23 protein-coding genes are annotated in these 21,674 nt (G+C 37.5%); 11 read left to right on the forward strand and 12 right to left on the reverse strand.

The annotated features are described in order from the left end of the window. Positions 1 to 23: 23 nt before the first annotated feature. The gene (locus tag AAGF08_RS11980; protein WP_343511411.1) at positions 24 to 1,124 is read left to right on the forward strand and encodes a DNA replication/repair protein RecF; all 1,101 of its coding nucleotides are present in this window, start codon (positions 24 to 26) and stop codon (positions 1,122 to 1,124) included. Positions 1,125 to 1,147: 23 nt separating this feature from the next. Here AAGF08_RS11980 and AAGF08_RS11985 read toward each other — a convergent pair whose 3' ends face one another. Next, positions 1,148 to 2,053: a sugar phosphate nucleotidyltransferase gene (locus tag AAGF08_RS11985; RefSeq protein WP_343511412.1), complete on the reverse strand. Its 906-nt coding sequence runs from the start codon at positions 2,051 to 2,053 to the stop codon at positions 1,148 to 1,150. A 278-nt stretch (positions 2,054 to 2,331) separates the two neighbouring features. Between AAGF08_RS11985 and AAGF08_RS11990 the strand changes: the two genes are divergently transcribed. From AAGF08_RS11990 to AAGF08_RS12010, 5 genes are all read left to right on the forward strand, one after another. Continuing rightward, complete coding sequence (locus tag AAGF08_RS11990) at positions 2,332 to 2,670, forward strand: P-II family nitrogen regulator (protein WP_343511413.1); 339 nt, start codon at positions 2,332 to 2,334, stop codon at positions 2,668 to 2,670. A 32-nt stretch (positions 2,671 to 2,702) separates the two neighbouring features. Next, the gene (locus AAGF08_RS11995; RefSeq protein WP_343511414.1) at positions 2,703 to 3,932 is read left to right on the forward strand and encodes an ammonium transporter; all 1,230 of its coding nucleotides are present in this window, start codon (positions 2,703 to 2,705) and stop codon (positions 3,930 to 3,932) included. Between the two features lie 360 nt (positions 3,933 to 4,292). Next, on the forward strand, positions 4,293 to 5,735 hold the full coding sequence (locus AAGF08_RS12000; protein WP_343511415.1) for a BatD family protein: 1,443 nt from the start codon (positions 4,293 to 4,295) through the stop codon (positions 5,733 to 5,735). Next, entirely contained in the window at positions 5,735 to 6,811 is a 1,077-nt protein-coding gene (gene aroC, locus AAGF08_RS12005) for a chorismate synthase (protein ID WP_343511416.1), read from the forward strand. The genes AAGF08_RS12000 and aroC overlap by 1 nt, the downstream gene beginning before the upstream one ends. Before the next feature lie 18 nt (positions 6,812 to 6,829). Then, positions 6,830 to 8,158, forward strand: coding sequence for a dicarboxylate/amino acid:cation symporter (locus tag AAGF08_RS12010; RefSeq protein WP_343511417.1), 1,329 nt, complete (start codon positions 6,830 to 6,832; stop codon positions 8,156 to 8,158). A 90-nt stretch (positions 8,159 to 8,248) separates the two neighbouring features. Here the strand turns inward: AAGF08_RS12010 and fumC are convergent, their stop codons facing one another. From fumC to mazG, 4 genes are all read right to left on the reverse strand, one after another. Further along, the gene (fumC, locus tag AAGF08_RS12015) at positions 8,249 to 9,649 is read right to left on the reverse strand and encodes a class II fumarate hydratase (RefSeq protein ID WP_343511418.1); all 1,401 of its coding nucleotides are present in this window, start codon (positions 9,647 to 9,649) and stop codon (positions 8,249 to 8,251) included. A 70-nt stretch (positions 9,650 to 9,719) separates the two neighbouring features. Then, the gene (locus tag AAGF08_RS12020; RefSeq protein ID WP_343511420.1) at positions 9,720 to 10,205 is read right to left on the reverse strand and encodes a hypothetical protein; all 486 of its coding nucleotides are present in this window, start codon (positions 10,203 to 10,205) and stop codon (positions 9,720 to 9,722) included. Between the two features lie 5 nt (positions 10,206 to 10,210). Then, complete coding sequence (locus tag AAGF08_RS12025) at positions 10,211 to 10,591, reverse strand: RidA family protein (protein WP_343511421.1); 381 nt, start codon at positions 10,589 to 10,591, stop codon at positions 10,211 to 10,213. A gap of 105 nt (positions 10,592 to 10,696) precedes the next feature. Next, a complete protein-coding gene (gene mazG / locus AAGF08_RS12030) occupies positions 10,697 to 11,497 on the reverse strand; it encodes a nucleoside triphosphate pyrophosphohydrolase (protein WP_343511423.1) in 801 nt (266 codons plus the stop codon). Between the two features lie 72 nt (positions 11,498 to 11,569). Here mazG and AAGF08_RS12035 point away from each other — a divergent pair, with 72 nt between their 5' ends. Genes AAGF08_RS12035 through AAGF08_RS12045 form a run of 3 tightly spaced genes read left to right on the forward strand, consistent with a single transcriptional unit; the run spans position 11,570 to position 14,432 of the window. Beyond that, positions 11,570 to 11,800, forward strand: a complete 231-nt coding sequence (locus AAGF08_RS12035) for a hypothetical protein (RefSeq protein WP_296698292.1) — start codon at positions 11,570 to 11,572, stop codon at positions 11,798 to 11,800. A 56-nt stretch (positions 11,801 to 11,856) separates the two neighbouring features. Then, a complete protein-coding gene (gene glmM / locus AAGF08_RS12040; RefSeq protein WP_343511424.1) occupies positions 11,857 to 13,251 on the forward strand; it encodes a phosphoglucosamine mutase in 1,395 nt (464 codons plus the stop codon). A gap of 38 nt (positions 13,252 to 13,289) precedes the next feature. Then, positions 13,290 to 14,432: a cysteine desulfurase family protein gene (locus tag AAGF08_RS12045; protein ID WP_343511425.1), complete on the forward strand. Its 1,143-nt coding sequence runs from the start codon at positions 13,290 to 13,292 to the stop codon at positions 14,430 to 14,432. Between the two features lie 54 nt (positions 14,433 to 14,486). Here the strand turns inward: AAGF08_RS12045 and AAGF08_RS12050 are convergent, their stop codons facing one another. Then, entirely contained in the window at positions 14,487 to 15,239 is a 753-nt protein-coding gene (locus tag AAGF08_RS12050; protein ID WP_343511426.1) for a hypothetical protein, read from the reverse strand. A 108-nt stretch (positions 15,240 to 15,347) separates the two neighbouring features. Between AAGF08_RS12050 and AAGF08_RS12055 the strand changes: the two genes are divergently transcribed. Then, positions 15,348 to 15,671 carry a Rieske (2Fe-2S) protein gene (locus tag AAGF08_RS12055; protein ID WP_343511427.1) on the forward strand — a complete coding sequence of 108 codons (324 nt, stop codon included), beginning with the start codon at positions 15,348 to 15,350 and terminating at the stop codon, positions 15,669 to 15,671. Here AAGF08_RS12055 and AAGF08_RS12060 read toward each other — a convergent pair. Further along, on the reverse strand, positions 15,668 to 16,006 hold the full coding sequence (locus tag AAGF08_RS12060) for a tRNA-binding protein (protein WP_343511429.1): 339 nt from the start codon (positions 16,004 to 16,006) through the stop codon (positions 15,668 to 15,670). The genes AAGF08_RS12055 and AAGF08_RS12060 overlap by 4 nt on opposite strands. A gap of 80 nt (positions 16,007 to 16,086) precedes the next feature. Here AAGF08_RS12060 and AAGF08_RS12065 point away from each other — a divergent pair, with 80 nt between their 5' ends. Then, positions 16,087 to 16,437, forward strand: coding sequence for a hypothetical protein (locus AAGF08_RS12065; RefSeq protein WP_343511430.1), 351 nt, complete (start codon positions 16,087 to 16,089; stop codon positions 16,435 to 16,437). A gap of 61 nt (positions 16,438 to 16,498) precedes the next feature. Here the strand turns inward: AAGF08_RS12065 and AAGF08_RS12070 are convergent, their stop codons facing one another. From AAGF08_RS12070 to AAGF08_RS12090, 5 genes are all read right to left on the reverse strand, one after another. Further along, on the reverse strand, positions 16,499 to 17,233 hold the full coding sequence (locus AAGF08_RS12070) for a 1-(5-phosphoribosyl)-5-[(5-phosphoribosylamino)methylideneamino] imidazole-4-carboxamide isomerase (RefSeq protein WP_343511431.1): 735 nt from the start codon (positions 17,231 to 17,233) through the stop codon (positions 16,499 to 16,501). A 144-nt stretch (positions 17,234 to 17,377) separates the two neighbouring features. Beyond that, entirely contained in the window at positions 17,378 to 18,409 is a 1,032-nt protein-coding gene (locus tag AAGF08_RS12075) for a YCF48-related protein (RefSeq protein WP_343511432.1), read from the reverse strand. 8 nt (positions 18,410 to 18,417) lie between these two features. After that, positions 18,418 to 19,335, reverse strand: coding sequence for a TIM barrel protein (locus tag AAGF08_RS12080; protein ID WP_343511433.1), 918 nt, complete (start codon positions 19,333 to 19,335; stop codon positions 18,418 to 18,420). Positions 19,336 to 19,338: 3 nt separating this feature from the next. Next, positions 19,339 to 20,649: a Gfo/Idh/MocA family oxidoreductase gene (locus AAGF08_RS12085; RefSeq protein ID WP_343511434.1), complete on the reverse strand. Its 1,311-nt coding sequence runs from the start codon at positions 20,647 to 20,649 to the stop codon at positions 19,339 to 19,341. A gap of 17 nt (positions 20,650 to 20,666) precedes the next feature. Then, positions 20,667 to 21,626: an SUMF1/EgtB/PvdO family nonheme iron enzyme gene (locus tag AAGF08_RS12090; protein WP_343511435.1), complete on the reverse strand. Its 960-nt coding sequence runs from the start codon at positions 21,624 to 21,626 to the stop codon at positions 20,667 to 20,669. Positions 21,627 to 21,674: the final 48 nt, after the last annotated feature.

Genomic DNA, 21,674 nt, shown 5'->3' on the forward strand with positions numbered 1-21,674 from the left:
GACCAAAATAATTCCCCAAACTCATGTACCTCAAGTCCCTGGAGCTATTACAATTTAAAAATCATGAGAAGACTAAGCTTGAATTTTCTCCTCAAATAAATTGCATTGCTGGATTGAATGGGAGTGGAAAAACCAATGTATTGGATGGAATACACTATCTCTCTCTTACAAAAAGTGCAGTTCAATCCAGTGACAGCTTAAATGTAATGCACAAAAAAGATTTTTTCGCGATTAAGGGTCAATTTGAACTTTTGGAAAAACCTCTTGAAGTCCGATGCACGGTAGAGTTAGGAAAGAAAAAACTGATTTATCAAAACGGAAAAGCTTTAGACAAAACCTCCGAGCATGTAGGATTGATTCCTTTGGTTCTAATTGCTCCAGATGATACCGACCTGATCAAGGGAGGAAGTGAAGGCAGAAGGAAATTTTTTGATGGACTTTTATCGCAATTGGATAAAAATTACCTCCATCAGCTAATTCGATATCATCATTTTTTAAAACAAAGAAATGCATTGCTGAAGCAATTTGCAGAAACAGGACGAAGGGATTTCGCACTATTGGACAGCTATGATAGTGAGTTAATTTCCTTAAGTGCCACTCTTTCGTTAAGAAGAAATGAATTACTCCAAGAAGTTGCGCCACTTTTACAAAGTCACTATGCCGATATCTCTCAAGGGCGGGAGCATGTAAGTATTATTTATGACACCGAAGCACTACGAGATAATTTTCAGGAATATTTTAAAAGCGTTCGGAAAAAGGATTTGATCACAAAAAACAGCAATGCTGGAATACATAAGGATGATTTCAACTTCCTTATCGGAGATCATCCGATCCGTAAAATCGGAAGTCAAGGCCAGCAGAAGTCTTTTATTATTTCTCTGAAATTAGCTCAGTTTAAAATATTCGAAAAAGGGAAAGGGGAAAAGCCTCTTTTATTGCTTGATGATATTTTTGACAAACTGGATGATTTAAGGATTGCCAAAATGATGGAGCTTATCTCTCAACATACTTTTGGGCAAATATTTTTGACAGATGCCCGACCAGAACGATCAAAGAAGATTTTGAATGAACTGGACTCAGAGGTTGCTTTTTTCAGCTTGGAAAAAGGAAAGGTGATTTCATAAAAAAGAGGCCGAAGCCTCTTTCATTATTCCCATAAATTGGCTGGATATTCCCCAGCATCATGTAATTCTTTTAGTGCTTGAATCACCACCGGTTTATCGTCGGTATAGGTTACTCCAAACCAGACTTTTCCTCCTTTTAAAATCTCAAAATCAGATTTTCCAGATTGAATCAGATTATTGGCAACAGTGGGGATATAAAACTCAGATTTCAAGTTATCCAAGTTTGCAGGAAGAAATTCATCCCACATTTTTTTAATTTCAACAAAAACATCTGGGTGAAAACCCCAGAAATTCATGCTAACAGGTGTGTTTTCAGCTATTTCCAAAACTTCGTTTTCCCCTTTGCTCAAAATCTTATCTCCTTCTCGAGCTATAGCTGTACGCTCAACCATACCAACCAAGTGGCCTTTATCATTCGTTTCGCAGACACCTCTGCTGACAGTTCCATTTGCAGAAAGCACATTTTGGATGGCATAACCAACCATAGCATTCAAATCAGGTTTTACCTTATTAGAAAGAAATTTTCCAACCTCGATAAAAGCCTCTCTACCGTAAAAATCATCTGCATTGATTACAGCGAAGGGTTCCTTTATGGCATCCTTTGCACAAAGTACAGCATGTGCAGTTCCAAATGGTTTTTTACGATCAGCTTGCTTTAATTCTTCTGGAACAAAGCTATCCAAAGATTGAACTACAAAGTTAACTTCTATCTTCCCTCCCATTTTAGGAATAAAGATCTCTTTAGCCTCTTCCAGAATCTCCTTTCTAACAATGAAAACCACTTTGCCGAAACCAGCTTGGATCGCATCATATATAGAATATTCTAAAATCGTTTCTCCATTAGGCCCAAACCCATCAATTTGTTTGTTCCCCCCATATCTACTCCCCATTCCGGCAGCTAATACTAAAAGTGTTGGTTTCTTATTCATAGTTTATTCATAATCTGCTCGCAAAAATAATTTTTTATTGATAGGGGACAAACCAAAAAATGAATCTAATTCTATCAATTTAGTATGTAATAGAACCAACTTTTCAAAAAAACATATACTTATTTTTAATTTTAAGGCATAATTAAACCCTCCGTTTTAAAAAATTCTGATTTTTTTGAATTTTCCAGTTATTATTTTAATCAGCTATAGAATTTGATTTAATTTTTCTATTAACTTCATGCCATTATTTCAATAAACCACTAAATCTATTGTAAAAAATGAAAAAAATAGAGGCGATTATTCGAACTTCTCGATTTGACCAAATACATGCTTGTGTAGCAGCATTGGGCGTTAAGTTCCTTACTTTTTATGAAGTGAAGGGAATGGGTTTAGAACATGCACGCCAGCAGACTTATCGTGGAGTTGCCTATGAACCTGCTTATATCCCAAGAACGAAGTTGGAAATTGTTACCGTTGAAGAGCTTGTGGACCCTGTAATCAAGTGTATCCTTACCGAGGGAAAAACAGGTGAAATAGGCGATGGGAAAATCTTTGTTTACGATGTGCTAGATGCTTATCGAATTAGAAATACAGATACTGGAGAGAACGCCCTTTAACTTTCATTTTCACCCAAAGAATACTCAAACCTATGCAAGAATTATTTACTATCAATAACCTTTGGATGATGGTGGCAACAACAATGGTCTTCATCATGCACTTAGGATTTGCAAGCTTAGAAGCTGGCTTGACTCGAGCAAAAAACACCGTAAACATCCTTTTTAAAAATACCATTATCCCGGCTATCGGCCTTTTAACTTATGCCTTTGTTGGGTTTAACCTCATGTACCCAGGAGCAGATTTTGCAGGATCTTTCATTGGGTTTGCGGGATTTGGATTACCCCTACCTGAGGGATGGGATACCAGTAATTACAATGAAGGATATACTTTCTTTACAGATTTTATCTTTCAGGCAATGTTTGCCGCTACTGCTGCCACCATCGTTTCCGGTGCAGTAGCAGAACGGGTAAAACTTGGACCATTTATCTTCTTTTCTATCCTTTATGTGGCGATATGCTACCCCATCGTTGGGATGTGGAAATGGGGTGGTGGATTCCTAAATACTCTTGAGACTCCTTTTTATGACTTTGCAGGCTCTACCATTGTACATTCCGTAGGTGGCTGGGGTGCTCTTATAGGAGCTTACTTACTTGGTCCTAGGATTGGAAAATATACTGAAAGTGGGATGAAGGCGATTCCTGGACATAACATTCCTATGGCTACAGTAGGAGTATTTTTACTTTGGTTCGGATGGTTTGGATTCAATGGCGGTTCCGTATTGAGTGCAGACCCTGGGTTAGTATCTAAGGTTTTCGTCACTACTTGTATTGCTGCATCAGCTGGTGCGTTTGGTGCTTTAATTGTTTCTTTCTTAAAATTCAAAACTTATGATATTACGATGGTGCTAAACGGCATCTTGGCAGGCCTTGTTGGAATTACAGCAGGAGCTGATCAAATGGGAGTTGGCGAATCTGCTATTATCGGTTTTATCGGTGGAGGATTGATTGTATTTGCCGTTGTTTTCTTTGACAAAATTAAAGTGGATGACCCTGTGGGAGCAATTTCTGTTCACCTTGTAGGTGGAATCTGGGGAACATTAGCTGTCGGAATATTTGGAGATCTTTCCGGAATGGGACAATTTGTTTCTCAGCTGATCGGAGTAGTTTCAGTAGGTGCCTTCTGTGTAGCATTCAGCTGGTTGATTTTCTTTACACTGAAGAAAACTATTGGAATTAGAGTTGATGAAAAAGAAGAAACTGAAGGTCTGGATATAAACGAACATTCGATGAGTGCCTATCCTGATTTTAATATTAAAGATTAAAAAAACTACCACCAACCAAAAAAGCCCCGAACCTTAATTGGAACGGGGCTTTCTAATTTTAAACGGGTTGGAAATAACGATTGAGGGTACTTTGGTGAATTTTACCAAACATTTCATAGCACCATTGTCTAAATTCCTCAAATTCTGATGGTAAAATAAGTTTTAAACCTTTCTTCAGTTCTCGTTCAAATAAATAGGCACTGAAGCTTACTTTTTGCAGAATGGTTTTCACATATTCTATCATAGTTTAAAGAGTTTAGGGTTAATTAACTGAAATTAATTTAAAGTACGAAAGTATTTATTCAGATGTTACGTTAATTAAGGGTTACTAAAAATAGAATATTCCCTAATTTCGCAACCATGATTAAAACGATCCTTCAAACAACTTTGGTATTCGCAGCATTACTATTTTTGGGGAATGCTTATGGCCAGGCTGTTCAAATAGAACTGGGTCCTGATGAAATTGGATTGAATGAAACATTCACGATTAAAGTAACATTATCTAACGACAAAATAAAGTCCTACGATCAGTTCCCTGAAATCCCAAGTTTTCAGAAACAAGGAATTTCTCAGTCATCTTCCATGAATTTAATAAATGGACAGATGAGCAGTTCAAATAGTATCATCCAATACTACAAACCAACTAGAAAAGGTGAATTCACTCTTCCTTCTTTCGATATACTGATTAATGGAAATGCATATTCATCAGCTGGAAAAACCATTACTGTAGGTGATCCAGCAAGCTCTTCCCCCTCCAGAGCACAAGATCCATTTGCTGATTTCTTCGGGAGATCTCCAGTAGAGGAACCAGAGTATGTTGAATTGGAAGATGATGCATTTTTCTCTTTATCTGTTGATAAAGAAGACGTTTATGTCGGTGAAGGATTTAATCTTAGTTTGGCCTTTTATATGTCGGAAGCAAATCAAGCTCCTTTCCAATTTTATGAGCCTGGGAGGCAACTAGATGAGATTCTCAAAAAGGTGAAACCGAGCAATGTTTGGGAAGAAAACTATAATATAACCAACATAGAACCAGAACAGGTTAGTATCAACGGAAAGCGATGGACAAGATATAAAGTATTCGAGGCCACATTTTATCCATTTTCAGAAGGCGAAATTGAAATCCCAAGGATTTCTTGGGAAATGATTAAATACCGGGTTGCCAAAAACCCGACCTTCTTTGGTGCAAACAGGCAAGAGGATTTTAAAACCTTTTACTCCAGCGCAAAAACAATTAAGGTCAATCCACTTCCTCCCCATCCATTGAAAAATGAAGTGAGTGTTGGAGAATATCAGCTACGTGAAAACATCAAAGACATTGAGGTAGAGACCGGCCAAGGATTTGATTATAGTCTTGGTATAAGTGGTGTTGGTAATATTAATGCTATACAGCCTCCAAGAAGACTATCTGTGGCAAACCTAAATACCTACGAGCCTAATGTAAGGCAGCAAATAAACCGAGGATATGGACGTGTATCTGGAATAAAAGAATTCAACTATTATATCACTTTTAATGAGGCTGGTGATATAGAATTGGCTAACTACTTTGAATGGATTTATTTCGATCCCACTAGGGAAGTTTATGACACACTTCGTCCACAAGCAAAAGTAAAAGTGGTTGGTGAGAGTAAAGTCAATCAAGCATTATCAAACCAAAGACTGGGAGGACTCTATGATCGAATTGATGTGGAAGATAACCGGTTTTTAAACGAGCAATATAAGTACTATTTTACCACGGCAATCAATCTGCTATTGTTGGCAGCAGTCATTTTGTTGGCGGTTTTGATCATAAGAAAGAAGTAATGGGTAATTCATTTGGAAAGCTATTCAAGATCACCACCTTTGGTGAGTCACATGGTATAGCTTTAGGAGTAACTTTAGAAGGATGTCCGGCTGGATTAGATATAAATGAGGATAAAATCCGTTTAGAAATGCAGCGCAGAAAGCCCGGACAGTCCAAAATCACTACGCAGCGAAAGGAAGAAGATGAAATTGAAATACTTTCTGGAGTTTTTGAGGGGAAAAGTACAGGTACACCTATAGGAATAGTAATCAGGAATGCTGACCAGAAAAGTAAAGATTACTCTCACATTTCGGATAAATTCCGCCCTTCTCATGCAGATTATACCTATTTCGAAAAATATGGCATCAGGGACTACAGAGGTGGTGGGAGAAGTAGTGCTAGAGAAACTGCAGCTAGAGTTGCAGCAGGAGCTATAGCAAAACAATTATTAGATCATTACGGAGTATCGGTTCAGGCTTTTGTCTCTCAGGTAGGAAACTTAAAATTAGAAAAGCCCTACCAAGATTTAAATTTGAGGCTAGCTGAAGAAAATATTGTGAGATGCCCGGATCAAGAATTGGCTAATCAAATGATTCAGTTGATTGATTCCGTGAGACTGGATCGGGATACCATTGGTGGAGTGATTACTTGTGTGATTAAGAATACACCAGTTGGTATAGGAGAACCGGTATTTGATCGACTGCATGCAGAACTAGGCAAAGCAATGTTAGGAATCAATGCTGTGAAAGGATTTGAATACGGAAGTGGCTTTGATGGGGTAACCATGAGAGGATCTCAGCACAACGACGCTTTTATAAAAGAAGGAGACAAAGTAAAAACCAAAACCAATTTTTCAGGAGGTATCCAGGGGGGCATTTCAAATGGCGAGGATATTTATTTTCGTGTAGCATTCAAGCCGGTCGCCACTATCATGCAAGATCAGGAATCATTGAATGAAGCGGGTGAAACTATCACGGTATCAGGAAAAGGCCGTCATGACCCTTGTGTAGTACCTAGAGCTGTACCGATTGTGGAAGCAATGGCAGCTTTGGTCATAGCGGATAACATATTATTGGCAAAAAGCAACAAACTTTAAGGCATAAAGAAACTCTAGATGTTAAAAAAAATACCTTTACACACAAAAATCATAATAGGCCTGGTTCTCGGGTTGGGTTTTGGATTACTCGTTATTAAAACCTCAATACCAAATTCCTTTACCTTGGACTACATCAAGCCTATTGGTACAATTTTCATTAATGCCCTAAAAATGATAGCTGTACCTTTAGTCTTAGCCTCATTGATTGTAGGGGTATCAAATCTAGGTGATATATCAAAACTGAGTAGAATCGGCGGAAAGACAATTGGAACCTATCTTGTTACAACAGTAATCGCTGTATCAATTGGATTGTTGCTGGTTAATATTTTTGCTCCAGGCAAAAGCCTACCAATTGAAACTCGGGAGAACTTAATGAGCATGTATGAAGGGGATGCAGGCTCTAGGGTAGGACAAGCAGCAGAATTACAGAAACAGAGTCCTTTACAGCCTTTAGTGGATATAGTTCCTCAAAATGTATTTCAAGCAACTACCGATAATGCAGCTATGCTTCAAGTTGTTTTCTTTGCCATCATTGTAGGGATTTCTTTACTTCAAATTCAAAAATCAAAAGCTGAACCTGTTATCGCATTCTTTGATGGAATGAATGATGTAATCATTCAGATTGTCAATTATATCATGCTTATCGCACCATATGGTGTTTTTGCCTTAATGGCGTCTTTAATAGTAGAAATTGCCGGTGAAAATCCTGATTCAGCGATTGAGCTCTTATTAGCTTTGTTGAAATATAGTCTGGTAGTTGTTGGAGGTCTTTTGACAATGATCCTGCTTGTTTATCCATTGATCTTAATGGCATTTACAAAAGTGAAATACCTGGATTTTTTTAAAGCCATTCGACCCGCGCAACTACTTGCTTTTTCTACAAGTTCGAGTTCAGCAACTTTGCCTGTTACCATGAAACAAGTGGAGGAAGAGTTAGGAGTCTCTGAAGAGGTTTCAAGTTTTGTTCTCCCCCTTGGAGCAACGGTCAATATGGACGGAACTAGCCTATACCAAGGTGTAGCTGCAGTTTTCATAGCTCAGGCTTTAGGAATGGACCTAAGCCTTGCTCAACAACTAATGATCGTACTTACTGCCACCTTGGCTTCTATAGGTTCAGCTGGTGTTCCGGGTGCAGGATTGATCATGCTGATTATCGTTTTAGAATCGATTGGAGTTCCTGCCGCTGGAATTGCACTTATTATTGCCCCTGATAGAATTTTGGATATGTTTAGAACTGTTGTTAATGTGACAGGGGATGCCACTGTCTGTACCATTGTTGCAAGTACGGAAGGTGAGCTCCCAGATGGATTAATAAGGAAATCCAATCCTTTAACCTCAAATGGTTAACTAATAACTAAAAAAATAGCACCGGGTCCGTACCCGATGCAATTTAAAATTATCCTCACAGACTTTTTTCGTCAGGTAGGAAACCAATTATTATTTTAGACTTCCGATCATATCTTCTGGTTTTACCCATTCATCAAACTGTTCGCTAGTGAGTAAGCCTAATGCAATCGCAGCTTCTCTTAAACTAGTTCCTTCTTTATGAGCTTTTTTGGCAATGGCTGCTGCGTTCTCATAGCCTATATGTGGATTAAGTGCCGTTACAAGCATAAGAGAATTCTCTAAATGTCTTTTTATTACTGCATCATTTGGCTTGATTCCCACTGCACAGTTATCATTGAATGAAACACATGCATCTCCGAGTAATCTAGCAGATTGTAAGAAGTTGGCTGCAATCAATGGCTTGAATACGTTTAATTCAAAATGGCCAGTTGCCCCACCAATAGAGATTGCCACATCATTTCCCATAATCTGGGCAGCCACCATTGTAATAGCCTCCACTTGTGTAGGATTTACTTTTCCAGGCATGATAGACGACCCAGGTTCATTCTCAGGAATCAAAATTTCACCAATTCCAGATCTTGGGCCAGAAGAAAGCATTCGAATATCGTTTGCTATTTTCATCAAACTTACAGCGACTTGTTTTAATGCACCATGAGTTTCCACCATGGCATCATGAGCAGCTAGTGCTTCAAATTTATTTGGTGCAGTTATGAAAGGCTGCTCCGCAATATCAGCAATCTTTTCAGCTACAAGCTCTGCGTATCCTTTTGGAGTATTTAAACCTGTACCAACGGCTGTACCTCCAAGTGCAAGCTCGGAAAGATGAGACAAGGTGTTTTTAATGGCTTTGATTCCATGATCCAATTGAGCTACATATCCACTAAATTCCTGTCCAAGGGTCAAAGGTGTAGCATCCATAAAATGGGTACGGCCTATTTTTACGACTTTTTTGAAAGATTCAGCCTTTTCATGAAGTGTATCTCTAAGTTTTTGGATTCCTGGCAACGTTGTTTCCATCACCATTTTATAAGCAGCAATATGCATTGCTGTAGGAAATGTATCATTCGATGATTGAGATTTATTTACATCATCATTTGGATGAATCTTCTTTTTCGAATCTTCTAATGAACCACCCATTAAAACATGAGCTCTGTAGGCAATTACCTCATTTGTGTTCATATTAGATTGAGTGCCCGATCCAGTCTGCCAAACTACCAAAGGAAATTGGTCATCTAATTTCCCTGCAAGAATCTCATCACAGACTTCACCGATAATAACTGCCTTATCCTTGTCTAAAACCCCAAGTTCGGCATTTGTAAAAGCTGCTGCTTTTTTGAGAATGGCAAATGCTTTAATAATCTCAATAGGCATTCTATTTTTTTCTCCACCAATTTTAAAGTTGTTGATGGAACGCTGAGTTTGGGCTCCCCAATATTTATCAGCAGGCACCTCTACAGGCCCCATGGTGTCATGTTCAATACGTTTGCTCATATTTTCGGATTATTGAAATTGATTTTGACCAAAATTAAGGCTTCTGGTCATTTTTCCCTAACAAGGCAAATTAATCCTTCAACTGAAAATTGATCAGTTTGTGAAATACTTTTCTGGAAGCTTTAACTTGTCTATTAAAAAAAAAGATAGCCATACCATAATTAATCAGAGCTAGCGCTAAACAAATCGCTCCAAAACCAAAGTTTTGAGCGATAGCAAAAAAGTAAGCAAATAATCCCACCAGAATAACAGACCAAAATGCTAGAAAAAATTTAGCTCCTGGAAATAGCTTGTATTTCAAAAATATAATACTCCCTCTTGGTGTTTCTTCCACGTGTCCAACAACCAAAGGAATAAATGTATTTCCTCTATCTATCACTCTTGAAATTTGAAACCCTTTTTGCCCAACCATTCCATTGAATAAGATTCTTTTATTGCCAACAGTTCTTTTATCCAAATAATTTACCTCAGCAGTCACTCGGATCAAGTGTCCCAGTACTTCTTGTTTTGAAAGAGCACTAACTAAGGTTTCACTATGGAAGGGAGAAATGTTCAATTTTTCTATTTTACTGCAATACAGGATATTTCTACATTTACATTTTTTGGAAGCTTACTTACTTCAACTGTTTCTCGGGCCGGAGGGTTTATTTTGAAATATTTTGAATACGCTTCATTTATTGTACCAAATTCATCCATACTTTTTATAAATATGGTGCACTTTACCACATTTGAAAACGAAAAATCAGCAGCACTTAATACAGCCTCTAAATTTTTCATCACTGCATGGGTCTCCTCTGTAATGTTCTCATTGATTAGTTCACCAGTCTCTGATTCTAAAGCAATCTGACCGGAAACATACAAGGTGTTCCCTGCTAAAACTGCCTGAGAATAAGGGCCAATTGGACCTGGAGCCTCTTTTGTAAATATGATTTTATTTGACATTTTATTTAACTAATATTTGGTAATTGGTATTCTGGAACTAGTTCCTAGTTTTATTTAACTAGAAAATTTACTTTTTGCTTATTTCTACTTTTCATTAAAAAAAGATTACTGCTTTTTAGCTTCATTCCAGTATATATCCATCTCCGCAAGAGACATATTTGCAAGGCTTTTACCAGATTCTCTCGCTGCATCTTCTAAATACTGAAACCGCTTGATAAACTTAAGGTTTGTCCTTTCCAGTGCTTCTTCAGGATTGATATCTATAAATCTAGCATAATTTATCAGTGAGAAAAGCAAATCACCAAATTCAGCAGTGGCTTTTTCTTTATTTATTTCTGTATCTAAGGAGGCATTAAATTCTTCTTTAAACTCTTGCATCTCCTCTTCTACTTTCTCCCAAACCTGTTGCTTCTCTTCCCAATCAAAACCAACACCTCTTGCTTTTTCCTGAATTCTCATTGACTTAATCAAGGCTGGTAGAGATTTTGGAACTCCCCCCAATACAGAAGTATTTCCTTTTTCCTTAAGCTTAATCTTTTCCCAATTTTGTTTTACTTCTTCCTCATCATCAACCTTTGTATCCCCATAAATATGTGGATGTCTTCTTACCAATTTCTCACATAAAGAATCAATCAAAGTACTGATATCAAAATGATTATTTTCAGAACCTATTTTCGCATAAAAAACAATATGAAGTAAGATATCTCCCAATTCTTTTTTTATTTCCTCGGGATTACCTTCCAAAATAGCATCTGAAAGCTCAAATGTTTCTTCAATAGTCAAATGCCTCAGACTTTCTGTCGTTTGCTTTTTATCCCAAGGACACTGAGCTCTAAGCTCATCCATGATGGTCAATAATCTATCAAAAGAAGCCAATTGCTGTGCTCTGGAACTTAAATTTGACATAGTGAAGGAAACTAAGCTGAAATTGTGGACGTTTTCGAAGTAAAGCTTTAAATTTGCGCAAATTTATTCGTTATGGCAACAGTATATCTTACCCTTGGTTTTGTGGCCCTATTCTTTATTTTGATGTCAGTTAGGCTGATTTTCTTGAAGAATGGGGAGTTTAAAGGCACTTGTGCTTCCCAAAACCCTTATTTGAACAAAGATGGTGAAACTTGCAGCTATTGTGGCAAAACCGTTGATTCAACGAGTAGCTGTGGCAATCCTGATAATGAAGTGGATAAAGTATTGGCCAAATTCAAATAAATACACACTCTAGTAAAATTCGAGAATCACATTTTTCACATAATTAATTACCATACGTGTCGTTAATAAAATCTATCTCTGGAATAAGAGGGACAATTGGAGGAAAAGCAGGCGAAGGACTTACTCCAGTCGATGTTGTAAAATTCACTTCTGCATACGGAGCCTGGGTACTTGAAAATACCGGAAACCCCAAAATAATTATTGGAAGAGATGCCAGACTTTCAGGAGAGATGATCTCCAAACTAGTTTCTGCCACACTTCAAGGAATGGGAATCCATGTAGTGGATTTAGGATTAAGCACCACTCCGACAGTCGAATTTGCTGTTCCGCTAGAAAAGGCGGGGGGAGGTATTATCCTAACTGCAAGCCATAACCCTATCCAATGGAATGCATTAAAACTTTTGAATTCAAAAGGCGAATTCATCTCTGATTCTGAGGGAAAAGATATACTTGAAAAAGCTGAGAAGGAAGACTTCACATTTGCTGAAGTAAAAAAGATTGGAGAATATACTCAAATTGATGATTACATAGATCGTCATATCCAGCATGTATTGGATTTGGAATTGGTTGATAAAGATGCTATTGCTGCACGAAATTTTAAAATCGTGGTAGATGCGGTAAATTCAACAGGAGGTATTGCTGTACCAAAGCTTCTCAAAGCATTAGGCGTCACTGAGGTTGAAGAAATGTATTGTACTCCTGATGGTCATTTTCCCCATAATCCTGAGCCACTTCCTGAAAACCTAAGAGATATTTCCCAAAAACTCGAAAAAGGAAGTTTTGACCTTGGCATTGTGGTTGATCCTGACGTGGATAGACTTGCATTTATCAACGAGGATGGTTCTGCCTTTGGAGAAGAGTATACCTTAGTAGCAGTAGCAGATTATGTATTATCTAAAACTAAAGGAAATACAGTCTCTAACTTAAGTTCTACCAGAGCGCTTAGAGATGTTACGGAAAAACATGGGGGTACTTACACAGCCGCTGCAGTAGGTGAGGTAAACGTGGTCCACCAAATGAAAGCAGTAGATGCTGTAATAGGCGGAGAAGGTAATGGAGGTATTATATATCCTACATCACATTATGGTAGAGATGCTTTGGTTGGAATTGGCTTATTCCTTACTCATTTAGCAAATTTTGGAAAAACTATTTCCAGATTAAGAGCGACATACCCGAACTATTATATTTCTAAAAACAAGATAGAACTCACAGCAGAAATAGATGTTGATATAATACTTGTTGAAATAAAAGAGAAATATAAAAAGCAGCCTATCAACGACATCGATGGGGTAAAAATAGAGTTTGAAAAAGAATGGGTACATTTGAGAAAGTCTAATACTGAACCTATTATCCGTATTTATTCAGAATCTGAATCTGAAGCTACTGCTGAACATCTCGCAAAAAAGATCATGCAGGATATTAAAGAAATTGTAAGTGAATCACTTCTATAAATACCCTCAATGAGATTATTAATCCGTTTTAAGTTAAGATGAAAGTATATTTAGATAATGCAGCTACAACTGCAATGGACGATAGAGTGATCGAGGCAATGTTGCCGTTCATGAAATCTCATTATGGGAACCCATCTTCTGTTCACAGCCAGGGTAGAGAAGTGCGGACAGCAATAGAAAGGGCCAGAAAAAAAGTAGCTGAATTATTAAACACAACCCCTTCTGAAATTTTTTTCACCTCTGGGGGGACGGAGGCAGACAACACTGCAATAGTTTGTGGGATTGAAAGCCATGGAATCAAACATGCGATCACCTCTCCATTGGAACATCATGCAGTGTTACATACCTTGGAAGTTTGTGAGAAGAAAGGACATATCAAGCTCAGTATTCTTGATGTCAATGATAAAGGGGAAATAGATTTTGATCATTTGGAAGATCTTCTCAAAGAAAATCCTAATTCCTTGGTCTCTTTAATGCACGCTAATAACGAGATTGGCAATCTAAACGACCTTAGTAAAATCGGAAACCTTTGCCAAGAATATTCAGCATTCTTTCATTCCGATACTGTTCAAACCACGGGACATTATGTGCATGACCTTAAATCTTTACCCGTTGATTCAATCGTGGCTGGAGGTCATAAGTTTCATGGACCAAAAGGTTCTGGCTTTTTATACGTAAGGAAGGACAAGAAAATACATCCTTTCATCCATGGCGGTGCACAAGAAAGAAATATGCGCGGTGGAACTGAAAATGTAATCGGAATCATCGGTATAACAAAAGCACTTGAACTTGCCTATTCAGAAATGGAAAGTCATCAAAGCCATGTGATTTCATTAAAGAAGCATTTTATTAAAAGCTTGTCTGAAGCAATTCCAGACGTTGCATTTAATGGACTCTCAAATGATTTGGAAAAAAGCTTATATACTGTATTAAATGTAAGTCTCCCCCCCTCCGAAGCAAACAGAGGAATGCTTCTGTTTAATCTAGATTTAGCGGGAATTTCAGCTTCTGGGGGCTCTGCTTGTAGCTCTGGAGCTACCGTAGGTTCTCATGTTCTTAGAGCATTAAATCATAACCCAGAAAGAGATGCCGTTAGATTCTCCTTTAGTCGATATAATACTATTGAAGAAATTGATTATACGATCTCGAAATTAAAAGAACTTTATGCAGTAGAGGCATAATAGAAAATGAAAACACCCCCAAAAAAAGAATCTTACATTTTTTAGGGGTGTTTTTTATTGCTGAGCCTGAACGGGTTTGTATCCTATAGAATAAGGGGTCCAGATTTCATAGATCGGGTTTCCTGTAGAGCTTTTTCCAGAATGATGCCATTCTCCATCAATTACTTCAAAATCAAAGCTTAAACTAGCTCCAACGCGGCTATCATCTCTTGAGAAGAAAGTAATATTTTCCACATATTTTCCATTTTCAGCGGTATAGGTTCCCCCACCCGATCCTGAAAACTCTTTTGTTTCAGAATTAAATGCGACCCACTGAAATCTTCCTCCACCAAGGATTTTGATAGTTCTACGAGCTCCTGGGGTAGATCTTGAAATCTTACCATCTCTTTTCCTGCCAGTAATCACCCAGTTTCCAGCCAATGCATCATTTCTTTCTGGAAGTTTTTCCCATATTTCTACTAGCATCCTCCCATTTATTTCAGAGGAAATTACCATTTTCCCATTTGCTAAGTCTAATTTGTATTTATTAGTGGTGCCAACCTGAGAAGGGTCTAGCGTGAAAAAATCTAAAGTTTCGAAGTAAAATCCATCCTTAAATTCAATTGGTCCTCCTCCTGCACCGATAAAATGGTTATCAGCTAACTTTTTAGCTCCAAAAGCAAAATAATTGTCTTCATAAATCTTAACATACTCCTCTTCCGTAATTTCATTTCCATTTTGATGTGTTAATTTCCAAGCACCATCTAAGTCTTGGGCTTGTGTCCAAGCAAAAATTAGAAGTAGCGGGAGCAATACAAGTCTTTTCATTTTTTTGTGTTTAAACTTCCTTATTCTGAAAATTCCGTAAGAATTACCAGAAAACCAATCATTTTTCAGCTAATTCAAAATTAATATGAATTAAAATATTTAAGAATTATGAAAAAATACACTCTTGGTAATTCTAAAGAAGGAATCCTATTGATGTTTCCAGAAAAAAGCATCAAAACAGTATTGGTCGGAGAAAAAAAGATAGCAGTTGTCAGAATCGGATTAGACTTTTATTCATTTCAATCTCAATGTCCCCATCGAGGTGCCTCTTTGATAAACGGGAACATAAATTCATCTCGGGAAATAATTTGCCCCCTTCATGAATATAGATTTGATTTGGAATTTGGATATGTAAGGGCTGGCTCTTGTCCAAATCTCGAAATTTACCCTGCAACTTTAACAGAGATGGGATTAGAAATCACTCTTCCTTAATGTAGTTTTGAGCCATTTGGAACATTTTTATCGACTCCTGCTAAAATTATACCTCCCTCTTTTGCTAAAAACCCAGTAATCAAAACCTCTGAAATGAAATTAGCTATTTGTCTTGGCTTCAAATTGCAAACACAAATCACTTGTCTACCGATTAAATTTTCAATAGTGTAATGTACAGTAATTTGGGCCGAAGATTTTTTCACCCCGATTTCTTGTCCAAGATCTATCCAAATTTTATATGCAGGTTTATGAGCTTCTTCAAAAAACTCTGAACGTATTATGGTTCCAACTCTAAGCTCAATTTTATCAAATTCTTTGTAGTCAATCGTTTGCATAGACAATTTTTTTTATAATTTTATGAACCTTTTGCAAATTCTATAGTTAACTTAGTAGGTATACAATTTTAAAAATCTTCATGAAACCTTCATTTCCTTTTAAGAAAATCGGCATTTCAGCATTATCCTTGATGGTATTTTGCTTATTAGCAGGTGAATCTTTCGCACAGGGTGAGCAAGAAAAAGTAGATTTAGAAAATGTAAAACAAACAGAAAAGCCAATAATCGAGGATCAAATCCAAAATTCTGAGTTAAACAATCCAAAAATTTCTCCTTCTAAAATATTGTCCAATCCTTCAAATAAGGTTTTGGTAAAGAGGGATCTGCCGGCTGGTGGTGTTGACAAAGAAATTAAGAAAGAAGAATCTTCTCCATCTACATTATCATTTAATATTTTTCTTTACATAGTAGATAAATTCAAGGCAGATTAATTAATCATAGATATTCACAAAAAATGAGGTTTGAGCCTCATTTTTTTTTGCTTGTTTAATATTAGCCTTTTGAAATAAATTTTTCTAGGTCGCTTAGTTTTAACATTCCTTCATAATAAGCTCTTCCAAATACTGCAGCTCCAAGACCAATTTCTTTTAATTTTTTAAAATCATCAATATTTCTGACACCCCCACTTGCTGCAATATTTAGGTTAGGAAATTTCTTAACTAAGTTAGCATAAAGATCAAAATTTGGACCTTGCATTACTCCGTCTCTTGTTACATCGGAACACTTAAGAAATTTTAATCCTCTTTCATAAAAAAACTCAATGTGATCATAAAGATCTATTTCTGTTTTCTTTAACCAACCTTTAATTTTTATTTTCTGATCTTCAGGGTTCGTATCTGCTGCAAGATTGATTTTCTCCCTACCATAGGATAGAATAAACTGACTGAACCTTTCAGGGTAATTAGCAGCTGCCGTAGCAATCGTTACAGTCTTTGCTCCAAATTCAAAACATTTAATTACATCTCCATCTGTAGTAATTCCTCCTGTAAAGTCAATTTTCAGATTTGTATAACCTGCTATGGCTTCAAGAATATGATAATTTTTAGGCTCACCCCTTCTGGCACCATCTAAATCAACCAAATGAAGTCTCTCGATTCCGATAGATTCAAATTCTTGAGCAATCTCCAAAGGGTTATTGGAAATCGCCTCTTCTGTAGCGAAATCGCCTCTTTTAAGACGGACACATTTGCCATTTATCAACCAAATCGACGGAATTATTTCAAACATGTGATAAAATTATAGGTTTTTAGAGCTGCTAGTTATTAAAATTTATCATAAAGATAATACAGAAGAGGTAATCATATCCTGCTATAAATAAAAACTAGTAAAAATTCACCCTCTATTCATCAAAATATAAATCCTAACCTTGTTTTACGGGATTTTCAACTTAGCAATTTTACCATTTGATCCAGATGCCCATATTGCTTCTTCAGTATGTCCAAGTTTCACTGCATGAAATCCTTCCGAAGAAAAATTCTCCCATGTTAAACCTCCATCATTTGAAAAATCTGAACCAGTTGGCCCTACAGCTACCAGCCAATGAAATCTTGGAAAATAAACCACTCCCGACCTGTAACCCTTTGGCGCTGATTTCGGAATACCCCATTCTTCTTTTTCAGAACTAAAAGATGCTGCATTAGAAGTGGTGTCCTCCATTTCGATATAATCGCCACCTACCAAAAAAACCTCTCCTTTTCCAATGACAGCTACTGAAAATATTCCTTTTGAAGATTCACCATGCATGATAGGGGACTTCCATTTCTTCCAAGTTTCTCCCAGATCAGGTGAAAAATGTAAATTAGCTTCCATACCTCCACTTCCTAACCAAAGATTATTGTTATTAACAACAAGTGATGTTGCACTCGCAGCAAATCCTGCCTCACCTTCTGATGCTATAGGTGCATTGCTAATCGGATACCAAGAATCACCTTGGTTTGAAGTCTGTAAAATCATCCACTTACCATCTATAGGATCACCAACTACAAATCCTTGATCTGGATTTGAAAAAGAAATCCCATCCAAAAATGCATCATTTTCTTCTTGGTGTTTCAATTCCCACGTTTCTCCACCATCTATGGTCTTGTAAATAACTGCTGGTTGGCCCGCAGACACAGCTAAAGCCTTAACTGCATCAAAGGCATGGATCGATCGAAAATCTACTGTATCAAGTCCTGCTATGACTCCATGATCCCATGTTAAGCCCCCATCGGTAGTTTTCAACCAAGTCCCTCCACTACCAGTAGCCCAAGCTATTTCATCTGTAACCGGAGAAAGCCCCCTTAAGGAGGCTTTCACTGGCACTTCAAATATTTCCCATCCCAACGGACTATCTGGGATTTTTTTTTCTTTTGTCTGACAGGAAAATAAAATCCCTATAGACAAGATGACTGAGATTCTTCGCATAAGCGGTTTTAAGATATATCTACTTTTCTATAAGCTTCAATTAAAGCTTTTTCTCCTTCAGCTCCAGGGTTGGCATTTCCATGCTCCATACCGCATATCCCTTTAAATCCTTTTTCATTAATGAATTTAAAAACATTGCCATAATTAATCTCACCTGTACCTGGCTCTTTTCTTCCTGGATTATCTCCAATTTGGATATATGCAATCTCATCCCATGTCTTTTGCATGGTAGCTATTAAGTTTCCCTCGTTTCGCTGCATATGGTATATGTCGTAGAGGATTTTGCATGCTGGGCTATCCACAGCTTTGCAAATCATATAGGATTGATCAGCATGCCTTAAAAAGAGATCAGGATTATCACTAAGTGGCTCCATGACCATTACTAAACCATGTGGTTCAAAAATCTCAGCAGCACGTTTATAAGCCTCAATAACATTTCCAGTCTGAACTCCCATCGGTAGGTTTCTCTCAAAATAACCTGGTACTACAGTCATCCAAGTAGCATTGACCCGTTTGGCCACTTCCACAGATTGCCTGCATGTTTCTAGAAACTTATCCATAAACTCTTGTTTCCCAGAGGTAAGAGAAACTTTCCAGTTATCGCCACCATCGATTACAAATACACCCATCCTCATGCCCAAAGACTCCATTGTCTTGGAAATTAAAGTTTGGTCCTCGACAGATCTCCTCAACATTCCATTATCCTCTAAAGATCGGAAGCCTTGATCGGCCATGAATTTCAATTCATCTTCAATACCACCTGGAGCTGAGTTTTTAAACATTCCAAAATGAGGAGCAAAATCCATTTTGAAAGTAGGTTCAGCCATTGTTTTGCTCTCCGCAAAAGTGGGTAAAACAGAACCTGCCGCCAAAGTAAAGGCCGAACCTCCTAAACCAAGATTTCTTATAAATTTTCTTCTCTGCATGACTTATACGGTAATAGTTTTTCCAGGAATTGCATGAGGATAGAAACCATCAGCATTAGGAACTAATTTAGGTGTGGCATCCCAAGCCAAAGTTTCAGGGAATAAGCTAATTTCAGAATTAATTGCTTCATCCATAGTAATTACTTTTCCTGAATACGTTGCAGCTCTTCCCAAAAGTGATGTCATCGTGCTTCTCGCACCGTTTTCAGCATCCGCAAACTTATACTCTCCATTTACTATTGCTGCCCATAATTCATTATGCTCTTGCTGATATGGATTAACATTATTCTCTCTATCGTGCTCATATAATTTTTTACCAGAATAATCTGTTAAAACCCCATGGTTTCCTGCACTAAGATAGGCGGTTCCTTTTGTTCCTTGGAACGTTTCATCAACACGGTTGGCTGCACCTGGGAAGTGACGACATTCACTGTGAATCACCGTTCCATCTTCATAGGTAAACTGAACTGTATGATGATCAAAAATTTCACCAAATTCCTTTCCGGTCCTAACCATTCTTCCACCAGTTCCCTCAGCTTTTACAGGATATCCTTTTTTCACCCAATTAGCTACGTCAATATTATGGACGTGCTGCTCAGTGATATGATCTCCACATAGCCAATTGAAATAATACCAGTTCCTCATCTGGTACTCCATTTCAGTCTGCTCAGGTTTACGTGGTCTTACCCAAACACCTCCATCATTCCAATAAACCTGACCACCTATAATGTCCCCAATTTCTCCATTGTGAATTTTTGCGATGGTTTTTCTATAATTATCCTGATAGTGACGTTGTAAACCAACTACCACATTTAGCTTCTTTGCTTTTGCCTTCTCCGCAGCTTTCAAAACTTTTCGGATTCCTACTGCATCAGTTGCAACAGGTTTTTCCATGAAAATCTGCTTTCCTTGTTTTACTGCTTCAGTGAAATGATCAGGTCTAAAACCCGGAGGTGTTGCCAAAATAACAACGTCAGCTTCAGCTATTGCTTGTTTATATGCATCAAAACCAACAAATTTTCTGTCTTCTGGAACATCTACTTTTTCTGACCCATATTTATCTAAGATAGGCTTTAGGCTACCGTCCAGTCTATCTCTAAAGGCATCTGCCATAGCTACCAATTTAATAGGATGTCCAGTTTCCATTGCTTGGAAAACAGCTCCGGTACCTCTTCCTCCACAACCGATTAAAGCAAGTTTTAAATGCGTTTCAGGAGCAGCATATGCACCAGGTATAACAAAAGAATTGGCAGCAAGTACCCCTCCAGTAGCAAGTGCCGAAGTTTTGATAAAATCTCTCCTCGTGTTTTTCATAGTATTGTCATTTTAGGTTAATAGTCCGCAATGGGTGCTGCGGTGTAATAAGCATTAATTTCTTCTGGGCTTGGAGGATTAAGTGGCCGAACCAGCCTTAATCCAATAAAAGGTGCCTCTGGAAACCACCATTGGCTTTTAGGAATTTGAGGGTCTAGTTGTTTCCATTTTGGATCATTAAAAAACCTTTTCGCTGAACTTATCTCCTGCGCCGGAGTTTTAAAACTTCCTCCTCTTACAGTTCTTGGATATAAAGATGTTGCAGGATTTAATGGATTATCAACTGGCGATTTTTGATAAAATTCTGCATCATATTGATCTGCTGTCCATTCTAAAACATTCCCATATATATCATATAGACCCCATGGATTCGGTTTCTTTTTCCCTACCATTTGAGTCATCCCTTCACTATTTTCTGCTGTCCATGCATACTCATTTATGCCCGAAAAATCATCTCCAAAAAAATATTTGGTATCAGTCCCTGCTCGTGCAGCATATTCCCATTCAGCTTCTGTAGGAAGTCTATAAAAGACCCCGGTTTTTAAATAAAGCCAATGGCAAAATTGAATAGCTCCATATTGGGTCATTCCTATTGCAGGCTTATGCTCTTTACCCATTCCAAAAGTCATATCTAAATAAGGCAAACTCGGCCGCGTCAAACCATCCACAATTTCGCCAATTGGTTCCTCAGAAATTGCCAGTTCATAATTCTTATCTAGAAACAATTCGAAAGCATCCCAAGTAACTTCATGGGTTCCCATCCAAAATGGGTCAATTTTCACTTCATGAACCGGTTTTTCATCAGAATTTGGACTTGAAGATGACCCCATTTTAAAAGTCCCTCCTTCAATGGGAGTCATATCAAAAGTAACCGGAGTCCCAGGGATTTTTTGACTATACTCCTCAAACAATGGCTTTTCAATTGCATAAAAAGCCAAAATACCGATAAGAATCACCGGAGCAACTACTCTTTTCATTGTAATAGAACTGGAATAAATTTAGAAAGTAAATTAATCAGTATTTAT

This window comes from Algoriphagus sp. SE2, from assembly GCF_039563885.1.
Taxonomy (GTDB): domain Bacteria; phylum Bacteroidota; class Bacteroidia; order Cytophagales; family Cyclobacteriaceae; genus Algoriphagus.

Bases quoted from the DNA above. Each gene is read 5' to 3' on its own strand.
- AAGF08_RS12085 (WP_343511434.1), bottom strand. From the start codon at position 20,649: ATGAAAAACACGAGGAGAGATTTTATCAAAACTTCGGCACTTGCTACT.
- AAGF08_RS12025 (WP_343511421.1), bottom strand. From the start codon at position 10,591: ATGTCAAATAAAATCATATTTACAAAAGAGGCTCCAGGTCCAATTGGC.
- AAGF08_RS12050 (WP_343511426.1), bottom strand. From the start codon at position 15,239: ATGAAAAGACTTGTATTGCTCCCGCTACTTCTAATTTTTGCTTGGACA.
- AAGF08_RS12090 (WP_343511435.1), bottom strand. From the start codon at position 21,626: ATGAAAAGAGTAGTTGCTCCGGTGATTCTTATCGGTATTTTGGCTTTT.
- AAGF08_RS12070 (WP_343511431.1), bottom strand. From the start codon at position 17,233: ATGTTTGAAATAATTCCGTCGATTTGGTTGATAAATGGCAAATGTGTC.
- AAGF08_RS11985 (WP_343511412.1), bottom strand. From the start codon at position 2,053: ATGAATAAGAAACCAACACTTTTAGTATTAGCTGCCGGAATGGGGAGT.
- AAGF08_RS11990 (WP_343511413.1), top strand. From the start codon at position 2,332: ATGAAAAAAATAGAGGCGATTATTCGAACTTCTCGATTTGACCAAATA.
- AAGF08_RS12065 (WP_343511430.1), top strand. From the start codon at position 16,087: ATGAAACCTTCATTTCCTTTTAAGAAAATCGGCATTTCAGCATTATCC.
- mazG (WP_343511423.1), bottom strand. From the start codon at position 11,497: ATGTCAAATTTAAGTTCCAGAGCACAGCAATTGGCTTCTTTTGATAGA.
- AAGF08_RS12075 (WP_343511432.1), bottom strand. From the start codon at position 18,409: ATGCGAAGAATCTCAGTCATCTTGTCTATAGGGATTTTATTTTCCTGT.
- fumC (WP_343511418.1), bottom strand. From the start codon at position 9,649: ATGAGCAAACGTATTGAACATGACACCATGGGGCCTGTAGAGGTGCCT.
- AAGF08_RS12010 (WP_343511417.1), top strand. From the start codon at position 6,830: ATGTTAAAAAAAATACCTTTACACACAAAAATCATAATAGGCCTGGTT.
- AAGF08_RS12055 (WP_343511427.1), top strand. From the start codon at position 15,348: ATGAAAAAATACACTCTTGGTAATTCTAAAGAAGGAATCCTATTGATG.
- AAGF08_RS11980 (WP_343511411.1), top strand. From the start codon at position 24: ATGTACCTCAAGTCCCTGGAGCTATTACAATTTAAAAATCATGAGAAG.
- AAGF08_RS12045 (WP_343511425.1), top strand. From the start codon at position 13,290: ATGAAAGTATATTTAGATAATGCAGCTACAACTGCAATGGACGATAGA.
- AAGF08_RS12080 (WP_343511433.1), bottom strand. From the start codon at position 19,335: ATGCAGAGAAGAAAATTTATAAGAAATCTTGGTTTAGGAGGTTCGGCC.
- AAGF08_RS12000 (WP_343511415.1), top strand. From the start codon at position 4,293: ATGATTAAAACGATCCTTCAAACAACTTTGGTATTCGCAGCATTACTA.
- AAGF08_RS12060 (WP_343511429.1), bottom strand. From the start codon at position 16,006: ATGCAAACGATTGACTACAAAGAATTTGATAAAATTGAGCTTAGAGTT.
- AAGF08_RS12035 (WP_296698292.1), top strand. From the start codon at position 11,570: ATGGCAACAGTATATCTTACCCTTGGTTTTGTGGCCCTATTCTTTATT.
- AAGF08_RS11995 (WP_343511414.1), top strand. From the start codon at position 2,703: ATGCAAGAATTATTTACTATCAATAACCTTTGGATGATGGTGGCAACA.
- aroC (WP_343511416.1), top strand. From the start codon at position 5,735: ATGGGTAATTCATTTGGAAAGCTATTCAAGATCACCACCTTTGGTGAG.